The organism is Methylocystis sp., assembly GCF_051061225.1.
Lineage (GTDB): Bacteria > Pseudomonadota > Alphaproteobacteria > Rhizobiales > Beijerinckiaceae > Methylocystis.
In genome coordinates, this window is the sequence record NZ_JBPFEB010000072.1 from 1 (window position 1) to 14,397 (window position 14,397).

General features: G+C 58.8%; 14 protein-coding genes and 4 pseudogenes. 13 read left to right on the plus strand and 5 right to left on the minus strand.

Annotated elements, in window-relative coordinates; translation table 11 throughout:
- On the minus strand, positions 1-92 hold a 92-nt coding region (locus ACR652_RS13730), incomplete at its 3' end, for a transposase (protein ID WP_434507054.1).
- A gap of 699 nt (positions 93-791) precedes the next feature.
- Here ACR652_RS13730 and ACR652_RS13735 point away from each other — a divergent pair.
- Complete coding sequence (locus ACR652_RS13735; protein ID WP_434507055.1) at positions 792-983, plus strand: hypothetical protein; 192 nt, start codon at positions 792-794, stop codon at positions 981-983.
- A gap of 271 nt (positions 984-1,254) precedes the next feature.
- Entirely contained in the window at positions 1,255-1,539 is a 285-nt protein-coding gene (locus tag ACR652_RS13740; RefSeq protein ID WP_434507056.1) for a hypothetical protein, read from the plus strand.
- 488 nt (positions 1,540-2,027) lie between these two features.
- Here ACR652_RS13740 and ACR652_RS13745 read toward each other — a convergent pair whose 3' ends face one another.
- Positions 2,028-2,333, minus strand: coding sequence for a hypothetical protein (locus ACR652_RS13745; RefSeq protein WP_434507057.1), 306 nt, complete (start codon positions 2,331-2,333; stop codon positions 2,028-2,030).
- Positions 2,334-3,013: 680 nt separating this feature from the next.
- Between ACR652_RS13745 and ACR652_RS13750 the strand changes: the two genes are divergently transcribed.
- From ACR652_RS13750 to ACR652_RS13765, 4 genes are all read left to right on the plus strand, one after another.
- The gene (locus ACR652_RS13750; RefSeq protein ID WP_434507058.1) at positions 3,014-3,571 is read left to right on the plus strand and encodes a spore coat protein U domain-containing protein; all 558 of its coding nucleotides are present in this window, start codon (positions 3,014-3,016) and stop codon (positions 3,569-3,571) included.
- Between the two features lie 85 nt (positions 3,572-3,656).
- Positions 3,657-4,355 (plus strand): fimbrial biogenesis chaperone, encoded by a 699-nt coding sequence (locus ACR652_RS13755; protein ID WP_434507059.1) that lies wholly within the window; start codon positions 3,657-3,659, stop codon positions 4,353-4,355.
- Positions 4,339-6,831 carry a fimbria/pilus outer membrane usher protein gene (locus ACR652_RS13760; RefSeq protein ID WP_434507060.1) on the plus strand — a complete coding sequence of 831 codons (2,493 nt, stop codon included), beginning with the start codon at positions 4,339-4,341 and terminating at the stop codon, positions 6,829-6,831. Before ACR652_RS13755 ends, ACR652_RS13760 begins: the two co-directional genes overlap by 17 nt.
- A gap of 62 nt (positions 6,832-6,893) precedes the next feature.
- Positions 6,894-7,850, plus strand: coding sequence for a Csu type fimbrial protein (locus ACR652_RS13765; protein WP_434507061.1), 957 nt, complete (start codon positions 6,894-6,896; stop codon positions 7,848-7,850).
- An 810-nt stretch (positions 7,851-8,660) separates the two neighbouring features.
- Here ACR652_RS13765 and ACR652_RS13770 read toward each other — a convergent pair.
- Together ACR652_RS13770 and ACR652_RS13775 are read right to left on the minus strand one after the other, a co-directional pair.
- A pseudogene (locus tag ACR652_RS13770) lies at positions 8,661-8,828 on the minus strand (KilA-N domain-containing protein); the annotation flags it as partial.
- Positions 8,829-8,855: 27 nt separating this feature from the next.
- Positions 8,856-9,053: pseudogene (locus ACR652_RS13775) on the minus strand (transposase domain-containing protein); the annotation flags it as partial.
- Between the two features lie 92 nt (positions 9,054-9,145).
- Between ACR652_RS13775 and ACR652_RS13780 the strand changes: the two are divergent.
- The 7 genes and pseudogenes from ACR652_RS13780 to ACR652_RS13810 all read left to right on the plus strand — a co-directional run.
- A pseudogene (locus ACR652_RS13780) lies at positions 9,146-9,250 on the plus strand (hypothetical protein); the annotation flags it as partial.
- 103 nt (positions 9,251-9,353) lie between these two features.
- The gene (locus tag ACR652_RS13785) at positions 9,354-9,536 is read left to right on the plus strand and encodes a hypothetical protein (RefSeq protein ID WP_434507067.1); all 183 of its coding nucleotides are present in this window, start codon (positions 9,354-9,356) and stop codon (positions 9,534-9,536) included.
- Positions 9,537-9,631: 95 nt separating this feature from the next.
- A complete protein-coding gene (locus tag ACR652_RS13790) occupies positions 9,632-10,294 on the plus strand; it encodes an ATP-dependent DNA helicase (protein WP_434507062.1) in 663 nt (220 codons plus the stop codon).
- Between the two features lie 284 nt (positions 10,295-10,578).
- Positions 10,579-11,013, plus strand: a complete 435-nt coding sequence (locus tag ACR652_RS13795) for an HU family DNA-binding protein (RefSeq protein WP_434507063.1) — start codon at positions 10,579-10,581, stop codon at positions 11,011-11,013.
- Positions 11,014-11,619: 606 nt separating this feature from the next.
- Positions 11,620-11,910 (plus strand): alcohol dehydrogenase catalytic domain-containing protein, encoded by a 291-nt coding sequence (locus ACR652_RS13800; RefSeq protein ID WP_434507064.1) that lies wholly within the window; start codon positions 11,620-11,622, stop codon positions 11,908-11,910.
- Positions 11,911-11,940: 30 nt separating this feature from the next.
- Positions 11,941-13,130, plus strand: a protein-coding gene (locus ACR652_RS13805) for an IS3 family transposase (RefSeq protein WP_434507065.1) whose coding sequence is annotated in 2 segments (ribosomal slippage) — positions 11,941-12,193 and positions 12,193-13,130 — 1,191 coding nt in all. Because the reading frame shifts where the segments join, the coding sequence is not laid out codon by codon here.
- A 280-nt stretch (positions 13,131-13,410) separates the two neighbouring features.
- Positions 13,411-13,941, plus strand: coding sequence for a zinc-binding dehydrogenase (locus ACR652_RS13810; RefSeq protein ID WP_434507066.1), 531 nt, complete (start codon positions 13,411-13,413; stop codon positions 13,939-13,941).
- A gap of 206 nt (positions 13,942-14,147) precedes the next feature.
- Here ACR652_RS13810 and ACR652_RS13815 read toward each other — a convergent pair.
- A pseudogene (locus tag ACR652_RS13815) lies at positions 14,148-14,397 on the minus strand (PRC-barrel domain-containing protein); the annotation flags it as partial.

The following is a 14,397-nucleotide window of genomic DNA, read 5'->3' on the forward strand; positions in this document are numbered from 1 at the left end:
GCGCCCTCGTCCATGAGCGTCAGATAAGGCGCAACCAGCGACCACTCTTCGTCGCTGACGTCAGAAGGATACGGTTTGCGAATCGAAGACATCCGATTCTACTAAAGCAATCAATCACCAAAGTACATAACACCCTCTAGATTAGGGCTTTCGTTGCCGGGACGGGCGCGAATAGGTAGAATCCACAGTTCCCCGCTGGCCGGGGAGTTATACCTCCCTCCCGCGCGGTAGGTTGTTTAGCTGCGCTTGCCCCCTGCCCCCTCCCCCCGCCTATACAAACCTGAAAGCTCCGTCTTTGATAACCGGTTATCCGCCACCCACAGCAAAGAAGGCATGAGGCTGCGGCGCAGGTGCGTAATTCCCACAGCTTCCCGACGTTGCTGGTTCAGCTAGTCTCGTTAGGTCTGAGAGGAAATGCGCCTAGAGCAGTGACTTTCCTTTAAGGCAGCCCGCGCTCTCACAAGCGCGGGCTTTTTTCTCTGAGGTGAAGCTGGGAGCAGACTCGCGTCAAAATGCAAGATAGCGTTTTCCACAACTATCGCCTCACGTCGTCCTCAGTAATATCGGAACCTGCTGAATAACTATGCAGACCCATTTTCGGGCGGGTTCATTGTTGCACCATGATGGCCCGCGCCCTTACCGGCGGCGCGGGCCACTTTTATCAAGCCATTACACATGCCTTTGTCATGCTGAGACTTTCAGACCTCATCCTCTCAAACAGCCAACCACGGGGCGCGGCGACGCGCCCCGCTTATCTGGTGCGCCTTGCGCAGGGTTTCGGAGATTAGAACGTGGCGGCGGAAACAGAATTCACGGCCTGTGAGCCGACGCTCGAGGAGCTTGAGGAGCGCCTTGAGCGAAACGAAAAGGCCAGACTCCTTGTTGAGCGGTTGCTGAGAGGCCTCAACACGGATTCGCGGCATTTCCCGAAGGTGCGGGAGACGGTTATCCGCGATATGGACCAGCTCCTAAGCGGGTTCTGAGCGTTTAGACGCTCGGCAACAAAACCGAGCGCGATGGGGTCCTTTCCTTCCGTCGCGCGCAAGCCGCCGTCCTCCCTGCCGCCACGCCCCCGCCCTCATTATTTTGGTCCTGATAATGTTATTGCCGACCAACCGCGCTTACGACTAACGCGAAGTCAAGCGTCCGGGGGATGGCTCCTCCCAAGTGGCATGTGATCAGGCGCACATCCGGGTCAATCGGCTCCCTATAGGTTCTTCTCATCGAAAGAGAGCAACTCTTGGGAGGGAGCAAATGAAAACCATCACTACGAAGATCATCACCGCCTCGGTTATTGCCCTTGGCATCGCGAGCACGATCGCCACGACCCCGGCTTCTGCGGGCAGTTATTATTATCGGTCGCGGTCGGATGCGGGCGCGATTGCTGGTGCGGCAGTTGCGGGAATGGCGGTCGGGGCGATTGTCGGGGCTGCGGCGAGCCAGCCGAACTACTACGGCGGCGGCTACGGATATCCCGCCTATGGCTATGGCCCCGGCTACGGCTACGCGCCGGCCTACGGATACGGCTACGGCTGGTAGCACAAGGATAGGGGTGGGCTGCGCCGCCGCTCCCTCCAAACAGCACAAGGCGCAGTCGGGGGGCGGAGGCCGTCAGCAAGTCTGGCGGCCTTCTGCTTTGGGGCGCGACTGATTTGTAATCAGTAGGTCTGGGGTTCGAATCCCTCAACCGGCACCAATGAAAACAAATAGGTATAGCCAATCCTGCCCTGAAGTTTGCGTGTGAAATTCGCACGGTGTAGCGCCTGGTGTAACAGGCGGCAGATTATGCCGCCGCCCGCCCACGCCGTGCTCAGAACCTGCCGAACGTCAATCCAACCGCCAATTGGCCGCGCCGGACTGACGTTCCGACACGGCCTTCTTGAACAGATGGAGAGACGATTGTCGCTCAGGGATTGAGCGCGCTACATTGGCCAAGCAGATTTGTCATGAACTGCTGAGCCCTGCCCATTGGTCGTGGCGGCAAGAAATGCCGCCACGACATTGCTTCTCGGGACGCCTACGCCCTTTTAGTAGTTAAAGTTGTTGCCGCCGGCGATCTGGTTCGTGACATACTGCGCCGCCAAGTTCGCCTGGTGGGCGTCCTGAACGACGACGCCAACGCCGATTCCCGAGCCCCAGGCTCCCATGGAACCGATGCCGGTGGCGGTAGCAGCCTGTGTCTGGGTCGCGCTGGCGACGTTCGTGTTCGTGATGTTGCCGGTGATCGTCTGGGTGGGCCCGGTCGGCGTGGGGGGCGGCGGCGGATAATTTCCAGCAAAGGCGGCGCTGGCGCTCAGGGCAACGAAAGCCGAGGAAATGAGAAGCTTTCTCATAGTAGATCTCCATTTCATCCGTCAGAAGCCCCCGTGTTCGGCCCCAACGCCATCATGTTTGTCCAGAGACGGCGCGCAGCTACTTGGAAATAAGCAGTAAGGAGAAACCCGTAAAATGATCGAATGGGTGTCGCCGGGGACTCGTTCGGTCCAGGATTCCTGTGTCAATATGGAAAAAGGAATACTTTTCATGCTTTAGGGCAGCCTTGACCGCCCACACCGAAAGCGCGTCCAGGCGGTCCATTCCGGTGATCCGCGATCAATTTAGAAGAGCTATGCCCCTTACCGTCACGGCTAACCTTAAGATGACAAGCGTGAGGGGGATCGAGAAATACGCCAGCGCGATAATGGCGTCGGAAACCGCATAAAGCCAGATCAATCTCAAGCTTTACAATAATGCGGAATCGACGCCGTCGCCTTGAAGAAGCCTGAAAATATAGCAGGCGCAAGCGTGGCCTTAGCACCCTCCAGCTTCCGCCAAGACCATATTGTTGCATGATAATTTCCGACGCCTTGTTGCAGCCTGCGCCTTCGTTCGAGTATGCTTTGATTCGACCACACTTGACGATCAACGGACTGCTTCGCCGCGCCGAAAGGCGCGAACGATGCATGGCGATGATACCCAGCCTGAGGCGTCGGCTTGGAAACGCATATCTGTTTTTTCAACTTGGAGGCTTCAGATGCCGGTTGTGCATCGTAAAAATCATATCATGGCTCTGGCGGCCATCGGTTCGGCTATGGCGTTTGTCCTTGCTGACGGCGCTGAGGCGCTGACCACCAACGCGCCGTTCAACGTAACCGCGACGATCTCGAACTCCTGCACGGTGGTCGCCAGCGGCAATATCGGTCCGTTGACAGAAGTGACGCACAGCGGAAGCAACACTGTTACCATCACGTGCAACAACGGCACGGGGTGGACAGTCGACTTTGCGGGCTCCAACGACACTGCCGGGCAAGCCACGCTGCCGTATCATTACATGAAGGATTCCGGCACGAACTACATTGAGTACGTTCTCACCGGGACTGGTTCGGGTTGGACATTCTCCGACGGGTCGAACCGCCTTGCGCATGACGGCAACAATCCGCCGACCACCTTCATGGCGACCGGAACGGGAAGCGGCACGGGGCAGGCGGCGACGATTACCGCCACTGCGACCTCGGGCGCGGTTCCTTACAGCATCACGACGGCTCCAACAGGCTCCTATTCTGATACGGTGACGGTTACCGTCACCTTCTGACGTTCTCACAGCCACTCAAAAGATCATGAACTTTCTGGTGCCTGCACCAGCAAGTACACATGTCCTATTGTCTGGACGACAGCTGATGTCCACCGTTTCCAAAATTGCGATCACTCTGGCGGCCATGTCCCTTTGGCTGGGGTTTTCAGCTACCACCGCCGAGGCCGGCTCGCTGAACGTCTCTCCCACTAAACTGGAGGTATTTTCCCCCCAGCAGGCGGCGGCTCTTACTCTGCGCAACATGGGTGAGAGGCCGATTACGGGGCAGGTTCGCGTTTTCGCCTGGAGACAGGAAGACGGTGAGGACATCCTGGAGCCAACTGAGGCCGTCGTCGTTTCTCCACCAATGATAGACGTCCATCCAGGCGCAGATTACACTATCCGCGTCGTCCGCGCAGCGTCGACGCCCGTGGCAGGAGAAGAGGCATATCGTCTTGTTATCGACGAAGTGCCTGATGCCGTAGCCCGCCGTAATGGCGTCATCGCAGTTGCGATCCGTTATGTCATTCCGCTGTTCTTCGACTCTCCCGAAGCGGAGCAGGCGCGACTGGCCTGGTCCCTTTCGCACGTAAAGGGCAAAACCTTTCTCATGGCGCGCAACGATGGCGACAGGCGTGCGCAACTGCGGGACGTTTCCTTCGGCGGCAAGCCGATCGCACGCGGCCTCGCGGGCTATGTTCTCGGTCATTCCGAGTCGAGCTGGGAACTGCGTGGCAAAACCTCTGCGGATCACTCTGTCAAGGCCGTAACCGAGAATGGCCCGATCAGTGGCGCGGCTGACTAGCAGTAAGAGCCGTCTTGCGTACGCATTTGCGTGGAGCCTCGCCACCGCGCCTGTCCTGGCCGATTCAGTCACTGATATGCAGCCTCCCGCCGTCTCGGGTATGAAGCTGCAACTCGAACTGTTCCTGAACGGGCGCCCGACCAATCTCTTGATTGCGGCAACCGCATTGCCAGACGGCAAGCTGGCGATCGAGCGAGGCGAACTCGAGGACGCCGGCGTGAGGCCGCCGGGCTCCGGCGCAAGATCCGAACAGATTGTCCTCGAAAAAACAGGAATTGCCTTTCGATACGAGGAGGCAAGGCAGCGAATCTATTTCGACCTCGCGGCCGAGCAACGTATTCCAAAAATCTACGACAGTCGTGGCGAGCGCATACCAGCGCCTCCGACGACCCAGGCGTGGGGCGCGCTGCTCAACTATGTGATGTTCGCGTCCTCCTCTACATCGATTTCACGCCTGATTCCAAACTTCTCCACGGTCAACGCGTCTTTGGATATGCGCATGTTCAGCCCCATGGGCCAACTCACGCAAACCGGCATCGTTGGCAATCAATCAAATTACGATCTTTTCCGGTTCAAGAGCACAGGCGGACTGCGCCTTGACACAACCTATTCCTACGTTGATGAGAACGGGCTCGTTGCCTATCGCGCGGGCGACGTCATCACGGGCGGATTTGAATGGACGCGGCCGGTTCGGATCGGCGGCCTGCAGATACAAAAGAATTTCGGCATTCGCAGCGACCTTGTGACGTCGCCTCTTCCCTCTATCTCCGGCAGCGCCGCGGTGCCGTCTACCGTCGATGTGTTCGTGAACGGCGCGCGTGTGATGACACAGCAGGTCGAAGAGGGCCCCTTTCGCGTCACTAACCTTCCCGTCGCCGCGTCCGGGGGAAATGCCGAGGTGATCATTCGCGACGCGAGCGGACGTGAGACCCGATCCGAGCTGTCTTTGTTTTCCGGCCAACGCCTCATTGCGGAGGGCCTCTATGACTACACGATGGAGGCGGGCTTCTCCCGCCGTTTCTATGCCTTCCGCTCCAACCAATATGACCGGCATCTCGTTGGAGCGGGCGGCTTCCGATACGGCTTGACCGACAGATTGACGCTTGAGGCGCATGCCGAGGGCGGCGCGGGCGTCGCTAACGCCGGCGCGGCCGCGATCGTTGGGCTGGGACGCTTCGGGAGCATCGAGGGCGCATTATCCGGCTCCCTCGGTGGAGGCGGAAAGGGCGCTCAGGCATACGTCTCCTATTCTTATGCGAGTCCGAGCGGAATAAGCCTGAATCTTAGCATGCAGCGGGGGATCGGAAACTATGAGGACCTTGCGTCTCGAACGGCGCTTTACGCAAACGTGCTCCCCCTTGTCGCGCAGGCGATTCCAGTCGCGGGCTCGAACCTCTTTGGATCTTTCTTTGGCGTCTACGGTCTTCCGCCGCGCTCCGTGGGGCGCATTTCGATTGGCGTCCCGGTCTATGGTCTGGGCGGCAGCGCCAGTCTTGCACTGGCTGAAATCACGCCCCGCCTGCCGATCGCCACGCCTCTTTTTCGGAATCTTTCACAGACGCGTCTAGTAACCGCGTCCTATTCGCGCCAGTTGCCCTACGATGGAAACCTCTTCATTACTGCCTATGCCAATTTCTCGGGGAACCATGACCGGGGCTTGTTCATTGGCGCAACCTTTCCGCTGGGCGAAAAGATCAGAGCGACCGTCGGCGCGCAATCCGTACCTGAGCCCTTTACTGGAAAGACGCGGATTGGCGGAAAGGTGCAGGTGCAGAGATCGATGGGGTCGCAGATCGGCGATTACGGATGGGCGTTCTCCGCCACAGAAGGGCAGAACCGTTTGAACGGCGCAAATCTCGCGTATCGCACCTCTGTGGGGACGGCCCGCATCGACGCTGTGCAGCAAGGTAGGTTGATCAGCACGTCAGGCCAGTTCGAAGGCGCAATCGGCGCCACGAGCGAGGGAGTTGCGCCAGGGCAAACGGTCTACGACGCTTTCGCCATTGTCGACGCTGGCGCGCCCGACGTGACCGTCCTTCAGGATCACCGGGTGGTTGGAGAAACAAACCTCTTCGGAACGCTGCTCGTCCCGAATATGCGATCCTATCAACCCAACCGGATCGCCATTGATCCAAATACGCTGCCGCCGGATGTCGCGCCGAGGAAAACGGAGGAAATTGTGGCGCCATCCTACCGTAGTGGCGTCGGGATCGACTTCGGCGTTCGCACGGATCTCAAGTCGGTCGTCGTCATTCTTACCGACTCATTCGGAAAGCCGGTCGAGACCGGCAGCCGCGGGCGTCTGGAGGGGGGAGACGCCTTCGTCGTCGGATATGACGGCAGTGCATTTATCCGAGGCGTGCAAGCGGAAGAGAACCTAGTGATTGTAGATCTCGGAAGCAGAGATTGCCGCGCCAGCTTCATCTACGATCCCGAAGCGAGCAGGCAGCGCCCCATCAGAGCAACATGCGAGTAGGCAAGAATTTCAGCGCCGCATATGTGGTTCCCATGCATTATGGCTGCAAAGGACAAGACGACATGTCGAGATCAATGATTGCCCGCTCGATCTCTGTGATGCTAGCTTGCTGCGATCTGCTGTCGACGGCCTGTGCGCAAACCTGCAGCCTCTCAGTACAAAACATGACATTCGGTTCCGTCGACGTCACATCGAACACTCCCGCCAGCGCATCTGCGACCGTTTCCGTCACGTGCACGGCTCTGCTGTCGGTCGCTTTGCGCACTTGCATCAACCTGGGGGCAGGCGGCGGAGGCGCTTTGAACGCAGTGACCCGATATATGAAATCGGGTTCGAACAGCATGACATACGGTATGTTTTCGGACGCCGCCGCAACCAGCCCCGTGGGCTCCAACTTCTGGGCGGCGGGCGGCGGAGCCCCGGTTATAATAGATTTCCCGCTTTTCATCGGCACGGTGACAAGAAATGCAACCGTGTACGGGCGCGTATATTCCGGGCAGCAGACGGTTCCGACTGGCTCCTATAGCAGCCATTTCAGCACGTCGGACGCAATTGTTCAGTACGGCTTGCTGTCCCTGCTGAGTTGCAATCTCCTCACCAACACCGACACAACGACATTCAATGTCACCGCGAGCGTTGTGCCCAGCTGCTCCGTCACGGCAAATAACCTTAATTTCGGCACGCTCGGCGTATTGAACACGGCGGCAGACGCCAGCGCGACAGTCGCTCCGGTCTGTACGAATGGCACGCCATACACGGTCGGCCTGAATGGGGGCCTGTCTTCTGCGACAGATCCCACACAACGAAAGATGAAAAAGGGCTCGGAATTCATCTTGTATGGTCTTTACCGTGACGCTGCGAGGACGCAGCCTTTCGGAGATACGGTCGGCGTTAATACCGTGAGCGGTACAGGGTCCGGTCTATCTCAATCAGTGCCCGTGTACGGGCGCGTTCCGCCTCAGGGAACGCCCTCGTCCGGCGCCTATAATGACACGGTTATCGTTACGCTCACATTCTGACGCGCGCACGAGAATCCGAAAGGCATACGCTCTATAGCGCTTGACCCCAGGCGACGATTGACGCCAACGGATAAATCCCGACGCCTTGCCAGGCAACAACGACAACCTCGCCGAACTGGTCGGCGATGGCCATGTCGCCTACTCCGAAGATGAGAATACCTTTGCAGATCTCCGAAACGCCGAAAATGGATTGATGGCGCACGTGTCTCGTGAAGGATGAACTCAGTGAACGGGTGTTTGTGACTCCGGTTACGCGCATGATCCAGCTTTCATTCTCATCCTCGCGTAGGGAAGACCCGCTACTTTGCTGCCTCTGCAAGCGCCATCTCGAGTGTCCGATTCAGCTCCGGTTGAACTCTTGCGCTGACACGCAAGATGAACCTCTGGTCGCGGTTGACACGGGGGTTGCTATGCGTTTGATGACATAGGCGAATGGCTCCGCCAGGAACGCCAGAGATCTAAGAATGATATTAGCGAGAGGGTCAGGCCGTTCACGACATGCCGAGGACCGAGGCCATCGGCCGTAGCCCTTGTAGCGCGGCCTTATGTCGACTCCCGGCGAGCGCCATCGTGCTCAGCTAGATTTGGAACCCTATAGACATCCTTCAGCTCGACTCTGAAGCCGAACTGCGCGAGGCGTCAACGATGCGTCGTCGCGGGCGAACTCGCTATTCCGGGCGATGTCCAATCGCTAAGCTGTGCCGGGAGCCTGCCGCGTAGGCGCTGACGTGGTCCAGTCCGACCACTTGTTATCGCGCTAGTCTCGCTGCCCAAAAAACAGGTTAACTTAGGTTAACTCAGGCCCGCAGGTTAACTGTCCGGCGACAGCCACTGCGCCAAGTGCATGGCGACGCGGGGGTGAATCCAGGTGCCCCCGCCAGTTTCCGGATGTCCAGGCTTTGATTGCACAAGTCCATGATTTTGTTCAAAGCTTGGAATTACAAGGGTTGACGAAAGCTCCTTTATGAACGCGGCAGTGCTATCGTTCTGCCGTAAGCGCTGTTTTCAGGACCCGTCTTTGAGGGCGGGGTGCGGCGTGTAGGCCCACGGCATGAGTTCGGCGAGCTTGCTCGCGAGGTGGCCGTTGACGATCTTCAAGAGGACATCGGCCATGTAGGCCTGCGGATCGACGCCATTGAGCTTACAGGTCTCGATGAGCGAGGCGACGACGGCCCAATTCTTGGCCCCGCCATCAGAACCGGGATCATAGTGCCGGGTTTCTGACATTCGAAGCGGAGGTCAGGTATCCTTTCCACCCGCTTGTCGGTCAGACGGTCCTGGTCGTGGGAGACCAGGTGCATGACGGCGTTCGTTATTTCCTGATTCGTCAGTCGCACGGTGGCTCTTATCAAATTCCTGAATGGATGTTTGATCAGGCGGCCGGCGCCTCTGCGATTGTAGCCGTTCCGCGACTTCCCATTGGCCAACTCATCCTCCTACGCGGGCTGGTCGATCACCTCATGGCCTATTCTCCCGGGACCAGAGACCCCGGAGGGACCGGCCATGCAGAAGTCGTCGCGCACGCAACTGGACTTGTTCGCCACACCTGCCGAACCGGCCGTGGAGTTGACCGGCTTCGAGCGGCAGAAGGCCGTGGCGCTTCTCCAGGCATTGCTGATCGAGGCGATGGCGACAGCGACGAGCAATTTAGCGGTCACGACCAAGCAGGAGGCAAGCGATGAGTAAAATCGCGCCCGACCACCTCGCACGAGCCGCCTTCGTTTACGTGCGGCAGTCTGAGCCGCATCATCATCAGCGCGCACCGGATCAATCAAGGGTCGATGCCCGATTTCACGAGACCGAATAGCGAGAGCGACTTTTATTTCGTGGAAGCCAATGAGCCGGAAATCGCCGCAACGCGCATCGTGGAGCCGGTGAAGTCGCGCATTCCGGGGCGCTTCCATCTCGATCCGATCCGCGACATCCAGGTGCTGTGTCCTATGAACCGGGGCGGCGTGGGCGCCAGGTCGCTGAATCTGGTGCTCCAAGCCGCGTTGAATCCCGCCGGCGATCGGAAGGTGGAGAGGTTCGGCTGGGTTTTTGCGCCCAAAGACAAGGTCATGCAGATCGAGAACGACTACGACAAGGAAGTCTACAACGGCGACGTCGGCTATGTCGAAGATGTGGACCCGGATACAGCCGAGCTGTCGATCAACTTCGATGGCCGCAGCGTCGCCTATGGTTTTGCTGAGCTCGACACGCTCGTGCCAGCCTATGCGGCCACCATCCATAAAAGCCAAGGCTCTGAATACCCCGCCGTTGTCATCCCCGTCCTGACACAGCATTACACCATGCTCCAGCGGAACCTTCTTTATACGGGGGTCACTCGCGGCAAGAAACTCGTCGGTCTGGTCGGTCAGAAGAAGGCCGTCGCCATGGCGGTTCGTAACTCTTCCGCACGGAGACGCTGGTCCAGATTGGATGAATGGCTTAAAAGGAAATGACGCCTAACCGGCCGGAAGCCGACTTTTCATTAGCCTCGCAGGCTGGAGCAGCCGTTTTGCGTGTCTCGACGGGAGTCCTTTTGAAGCTCGGCAAACGAACCCCAAGGGGAGCGTGAGCCTGCAACCGTTCCGGCCGCCATATCGTATCTTTTTTGTGATCTCAGGGCCTTTCTCTCTTCACAGATAAGCCTTTGCACGAATCAAGGAGACTGATAAACGGATTTTTATTGGCATTCCGCATCTGGGACGCCAGACTATCCCGTAATTCGCAAGGTGAAAGCTGAATGGCTAGAGGTAAAGTCGCCACCCGCAAGGCTGCTCCGGTGAAAAAAGCGGCTCCGGCAAAGAAGGCTGCCCCCAAGAAAGCCGCTCGCGGCGCCGCAGACCCGAGCGCCATTCGTCCGTTCAAAGAGACGCTAACCAAATCCGCTTTGCTAAATTTGATTGCCGAACAGAACGAGCTGCCCCGTAAGACTGCGGTTGCCGTCTATGCCACGCTCGAAGGCCTGATCCTTGGCTCCCTGCACCCACGCGGCGTCGGCGAATTTACGATGCCCGGCTTGTTCAAGGTCACACTGAGAAAGGTTCCGGCTCGCAGGGCGGGCACGCTCGTGCGTAATCCGGCGACTGGCGAAATGGTTCCCGGAGCCGCGAAGCCGGCGAGCGTCCGCGTAAAGGTTCGCCCGCTCTCGAAGCTGAAAAACGCGGCGACCGGTTAATCTTGCAGACTAACTGAGGCCCAATACCAAGCGGCGACCCGTAAAGGCCGCCGCTTTTTTTGTCGCCTTGCCTGACTCCGAACCGATGTCGCCCCCGAAATGCTGGCGGCACTCTGTGCGGCGTATCGGACGCGGTTCGAGGCGATCGACGCTCGTGGTCGCCCCGCCGCTCCTCGGCGTGCTGGAGATCGACGCCAGCGCCTTAGCGAAAATGGGTGTACGGCCATCAAATCCTCTGGGCGCTGGGCCGCCTTGCCCCGCTCCAGCGCGAAGGCCGTGAAGCCCAACAACGGGCGCTCCGATCCATTGCCGTTCAAAATTTCCCAAAAATGCAACGCCCTTGCAGCACCTCGCTCCTCGCGGCGCCTCGCTCCTGGTAGCAGCGCACTTCGATCGAACGCGTGGCAATTTGGTCGGCCTGCGAAGCGGATCGCTATGCGGGAATGACCCGGACCGGCGTTGGTCTTTGTGCGGGCAGGCGCCCCTCCAGGCAGTTTTTCGATTAAGCTATGGCTGGCGCGACCTGGAGCAAGCCTGATAGCTTGCGTGTGCTATAGCTTCTTTGTGCTCGCCTCTCGGACGGGTTCAACGTGGACAGGCCCAGCCATGAAATCTCTCCGTGTCGTCGTTCGGCGCCATGGCGGCCCGGAAGTCTTCGAAACCATAGAGGAACAGGCGCCAGAGCCAGAGCCAGGGCGAAGCGAGGTGCGAGTGCGCGTGCTCGTTGCCGGCGTATCCTTCGCGGAAATGCTGATGCGGGAGGGTCTTCATCCGGAAAAGACGAACCTTCCCTTTACGCCGGGATGGGACATCGTCGGTGTGGTGGAAAAGCTCGGAGACGACGCATCGCAAGCATGCATCGTGACCTTGCCCCCGAAGAACGTCTCCCAAGGCTGATCGGATAAGATCGGGCTTTGGAGGGTTGGCATGAAAGACTCGTTCCGCGGGCAATACACGCTTGAGTTCAAGCAAGAGGCGGTTCGGCTGGTTCGGGGAGGCGAAGGGGTCTCTTCGGTGGCGAAGAGCCTGGGGATTTCCGGTCAGACGCTGCACAATTGGGTGAAGGCCGATGCGGCGGGGCGGTTGTGCGACGTCGCCGGCAAGACAATCAACGCCGATCAGATGGAGATCGCCCGTCTGAAAGCGGAACTGGCCAGAACGCGGACGGAGCGCGACATCCTAAAAAAAGCGGCGGCGTATTTTGCGAGGGAGTCGCGGTGAGATACGCCTTTATCGAGCGACATCGCAAAGTCTGGCCGGTGGCGGCGCAATGTCGCGCGCTGAACGTCAGCGCCAGCGGCTTTCATCAATCTCGCGCGCGTCAGACGGGAGACGCTGGTTCCCTTCAGGCGGGCCGCCGGATCAGCGACACGGCGTTGCTGGTTCACATCAAGGCGTATTTCTATGAGATGAAGGGCGCCTACGGCTGGCCACGTGTCTGGCGGGAGCTTCTGGCGCGCGGCGTTCGGGCGGGTAAGGAGCGCGTGCGCAAGCTGATGAAGGCCCATGGCCTTCAGGCGCGTGGCAAGCGCAAGTTCAAGGCGACGACGAACAGTTCTCATCGGCTTCCGGTCTCGTCGAACCTGCTGGAGCGCGACTTTTGTGTCGAAGCGCCGAACCGTGTCTGGACGGGTGACATCACCTATCTGTGGACGGAGGAAGGCTGGCTCTATCTCGCTGTCGTCATCGATCTGTTCAGCAGGCAAGTCGTCGGCTTCTCGATGAGCACGCGCATGACGCTGGCGTTGGTCATCGATGCACTATGCATGGCCTGGTTCCGAAGGCGACCCGCAGCGGGGCTCATCTTTCATTCGGATCGCGGCAGCCAATACGCCAGCGGTGACTTCCAGAAGCAGCTCTCGGCCTTCGGCATTCGCGGTTCGATGAGCCGAAGAGGCGATTGCTGGGATAACGCCGTAACCGAAACGCTCTTCGGTTCGTTGAAGGTCGAGCGGTTGCACGGCATGCGCTTCGAGACACGCCGTCAGGCAAAAGACGAAGTGATCGATTGGCTGCGGTTCTACAACTGCCGGCGGCTTCATTCGACGCTCGGATACGTCAGTCCGATGGACTTCGAGAAAATGCGGCTTGCTGAAAGAGAAAGGCTCGTCGCATAATTGCTCGGCTATGGGAGACGCCTAACGCGGGCAAGGTCATCGGTCAGATGGTCGCGGCTCTGCCGATCCATGGCGGCTACGCCCAGCACATCTGCCTTCCGCAGACCGAACTGACCCTTGAACCCGCCGAAGCCGTTAGCCTCGTGCTAAATTACGTCACTGCCTACCAAATGATGCATCGGGTTGCGCATGCCGCGCCAGGTCAGCGGTACTCGTTCATGGCGCCGGGGGAGGCGACGGCACGGCTCTGCTGCAACTTGGCCGCCTGATGGGTGTAGAGATGTATGGCACCGCACCGCTGGCGACCCATCAAACCGTATCCAACCTGGGGGCGACGCCGATTAATTATCAGAAGACCGATTTTGTGGAGGAAATTCACCGCTTAACTGGCGAGGGCGTGGATATCGTTTTCGATGGCGTTGGCGAAGCCAATGTTTGGCGTTCATTCAAAGCGCTGAGGCCGGGCGGTCGTGTTGTCGTCTACGACTTTACTTCATTTCTCAAAAAGGGTCAGCTGGCAGGTGGTTTGCGTTACCGTTTTCGTGGCTTGTTAAAGCCCGCTTGGCACGCGCTCCGCGCTTTCTTTTCACCCGGCGGACGACGCATTCTCCCCTACAGCATACAGATCCTGAAGCGGTGGAAACCAGAGTGGTTTCGTGAAGATCTAAGCACGTTGTTCAATCTGCATCGTGACGAGAAAATCAAGCCACTAATCGCCGAGCGCATTCCACTGAGTGAAGCCCGCCGCGTGCATGAATTGCTCGGCCAGGGATCGGTAAAGGGCAAGCTTGTGCTGATTTGCAATCCGTAACCGTCTTGAGATCCTTAGAGCGAAAAACTAAGGAGGCACCACGGCTCGGGCAGTTCTATTCAATCAACAAGAGCCCACGCCGTCTTGGGCCGTCAAAGGTAGCCTTGCCGTAATCCGAGCTGCAAAGCCCGGAAAGAGAAACGCCCGACCGCAGAGTTAACGGCAGGGCGTTTTGCTCCTCCCATAGCAGCCGCTACCTCTCCGCATCACACTAACTGACCGGCGGCCGGCGCACCCCCTTCGTCCCAATAAGGTCGAGCGTGATAATGCTGATGCACGCGAGTCTCCCACTCGCGATCCATCCAGCTTTCGTCGGTATATTCCGGCGCGCTCTCGACCAGGTTCTGGTTCACATCCGCTAGATATCCCCGGCGGTCCTTGTTGTATCTTAGCGAGGTCCACGGCATTGGATGATGGCCGGGGTGCAAGCACATGAAGCCGCAGAAGTTAACGACC

Coding starts and splice junctions, on each gene's coding strand:
- ACR652_RS13745 (WP_434507057.1), bottom strand. CDS start 2,333: ATGAGAAAGCTTCTCATTTCCTCGGCTTTCGTTGCCCTGAGCGCCAGC.
- ACR652_RS13755 (WP_434507059.1), top strand. CDS start 3,657: ATGTCCACCGTTTCCAAAATTGCGATCACTCTGGCGGCCATGTCCCTT.
- ACR652_RS13765 (WP_434507061.1), top strand. CDS start 6,894: ATGTCGAGATCAATGATTGCCCGCTCGATCTCTGTGATGCTAGCTTGC.
- ACR652_RS13785 (WP_434507067.1), top strand. CDS start 9,354: ATGCAGAAGTCGTCGCGCACGCAACTGGACTTGTTCGCCACACCTGCC.
- ACR652_RS13800 (WP_434507064.1), top strand. CDS start 11,620: ATGAAATCTCTCCGTGTCGTCGTTCGGCGCCATGGCGGCCCGGAAGTC.
- ACR652_RS13795 (WP_434507063.1), top strand. CDS start 10,579: ATGGCTAGAGGTAAAGTCGCCACCCGCAAGGCTGCTCCGGTGAAAAAA.
- ACR652_RS13810 (WP_434507066.1), top strand. CDS start 13,411: ATGTATGGCACCGCACCGCTGGCGACCCATCAAACCGTATCCAACCTG.
- ACR652_RS13750 (WP_434507058.1), top strand. CDS start 3,014: ATGCCGGTTGTGCATCGTAAAAATCATATCATGGCTCTGGCGGCCATC.
- ACR652_RS13740 (WP_434507056.1), top strand. CDS start 1,255: ATGAAAACCATCACTACGAAGATCATCACCGCCTCGGTTATTGCCCTT.
- ACR652_RS13790 (WP_434507062.1), top strand. CDS start 9,632: ATGCCCGATTTCACGAGACCGAATAGCGAGAGCGACTTTTATTTCGTG.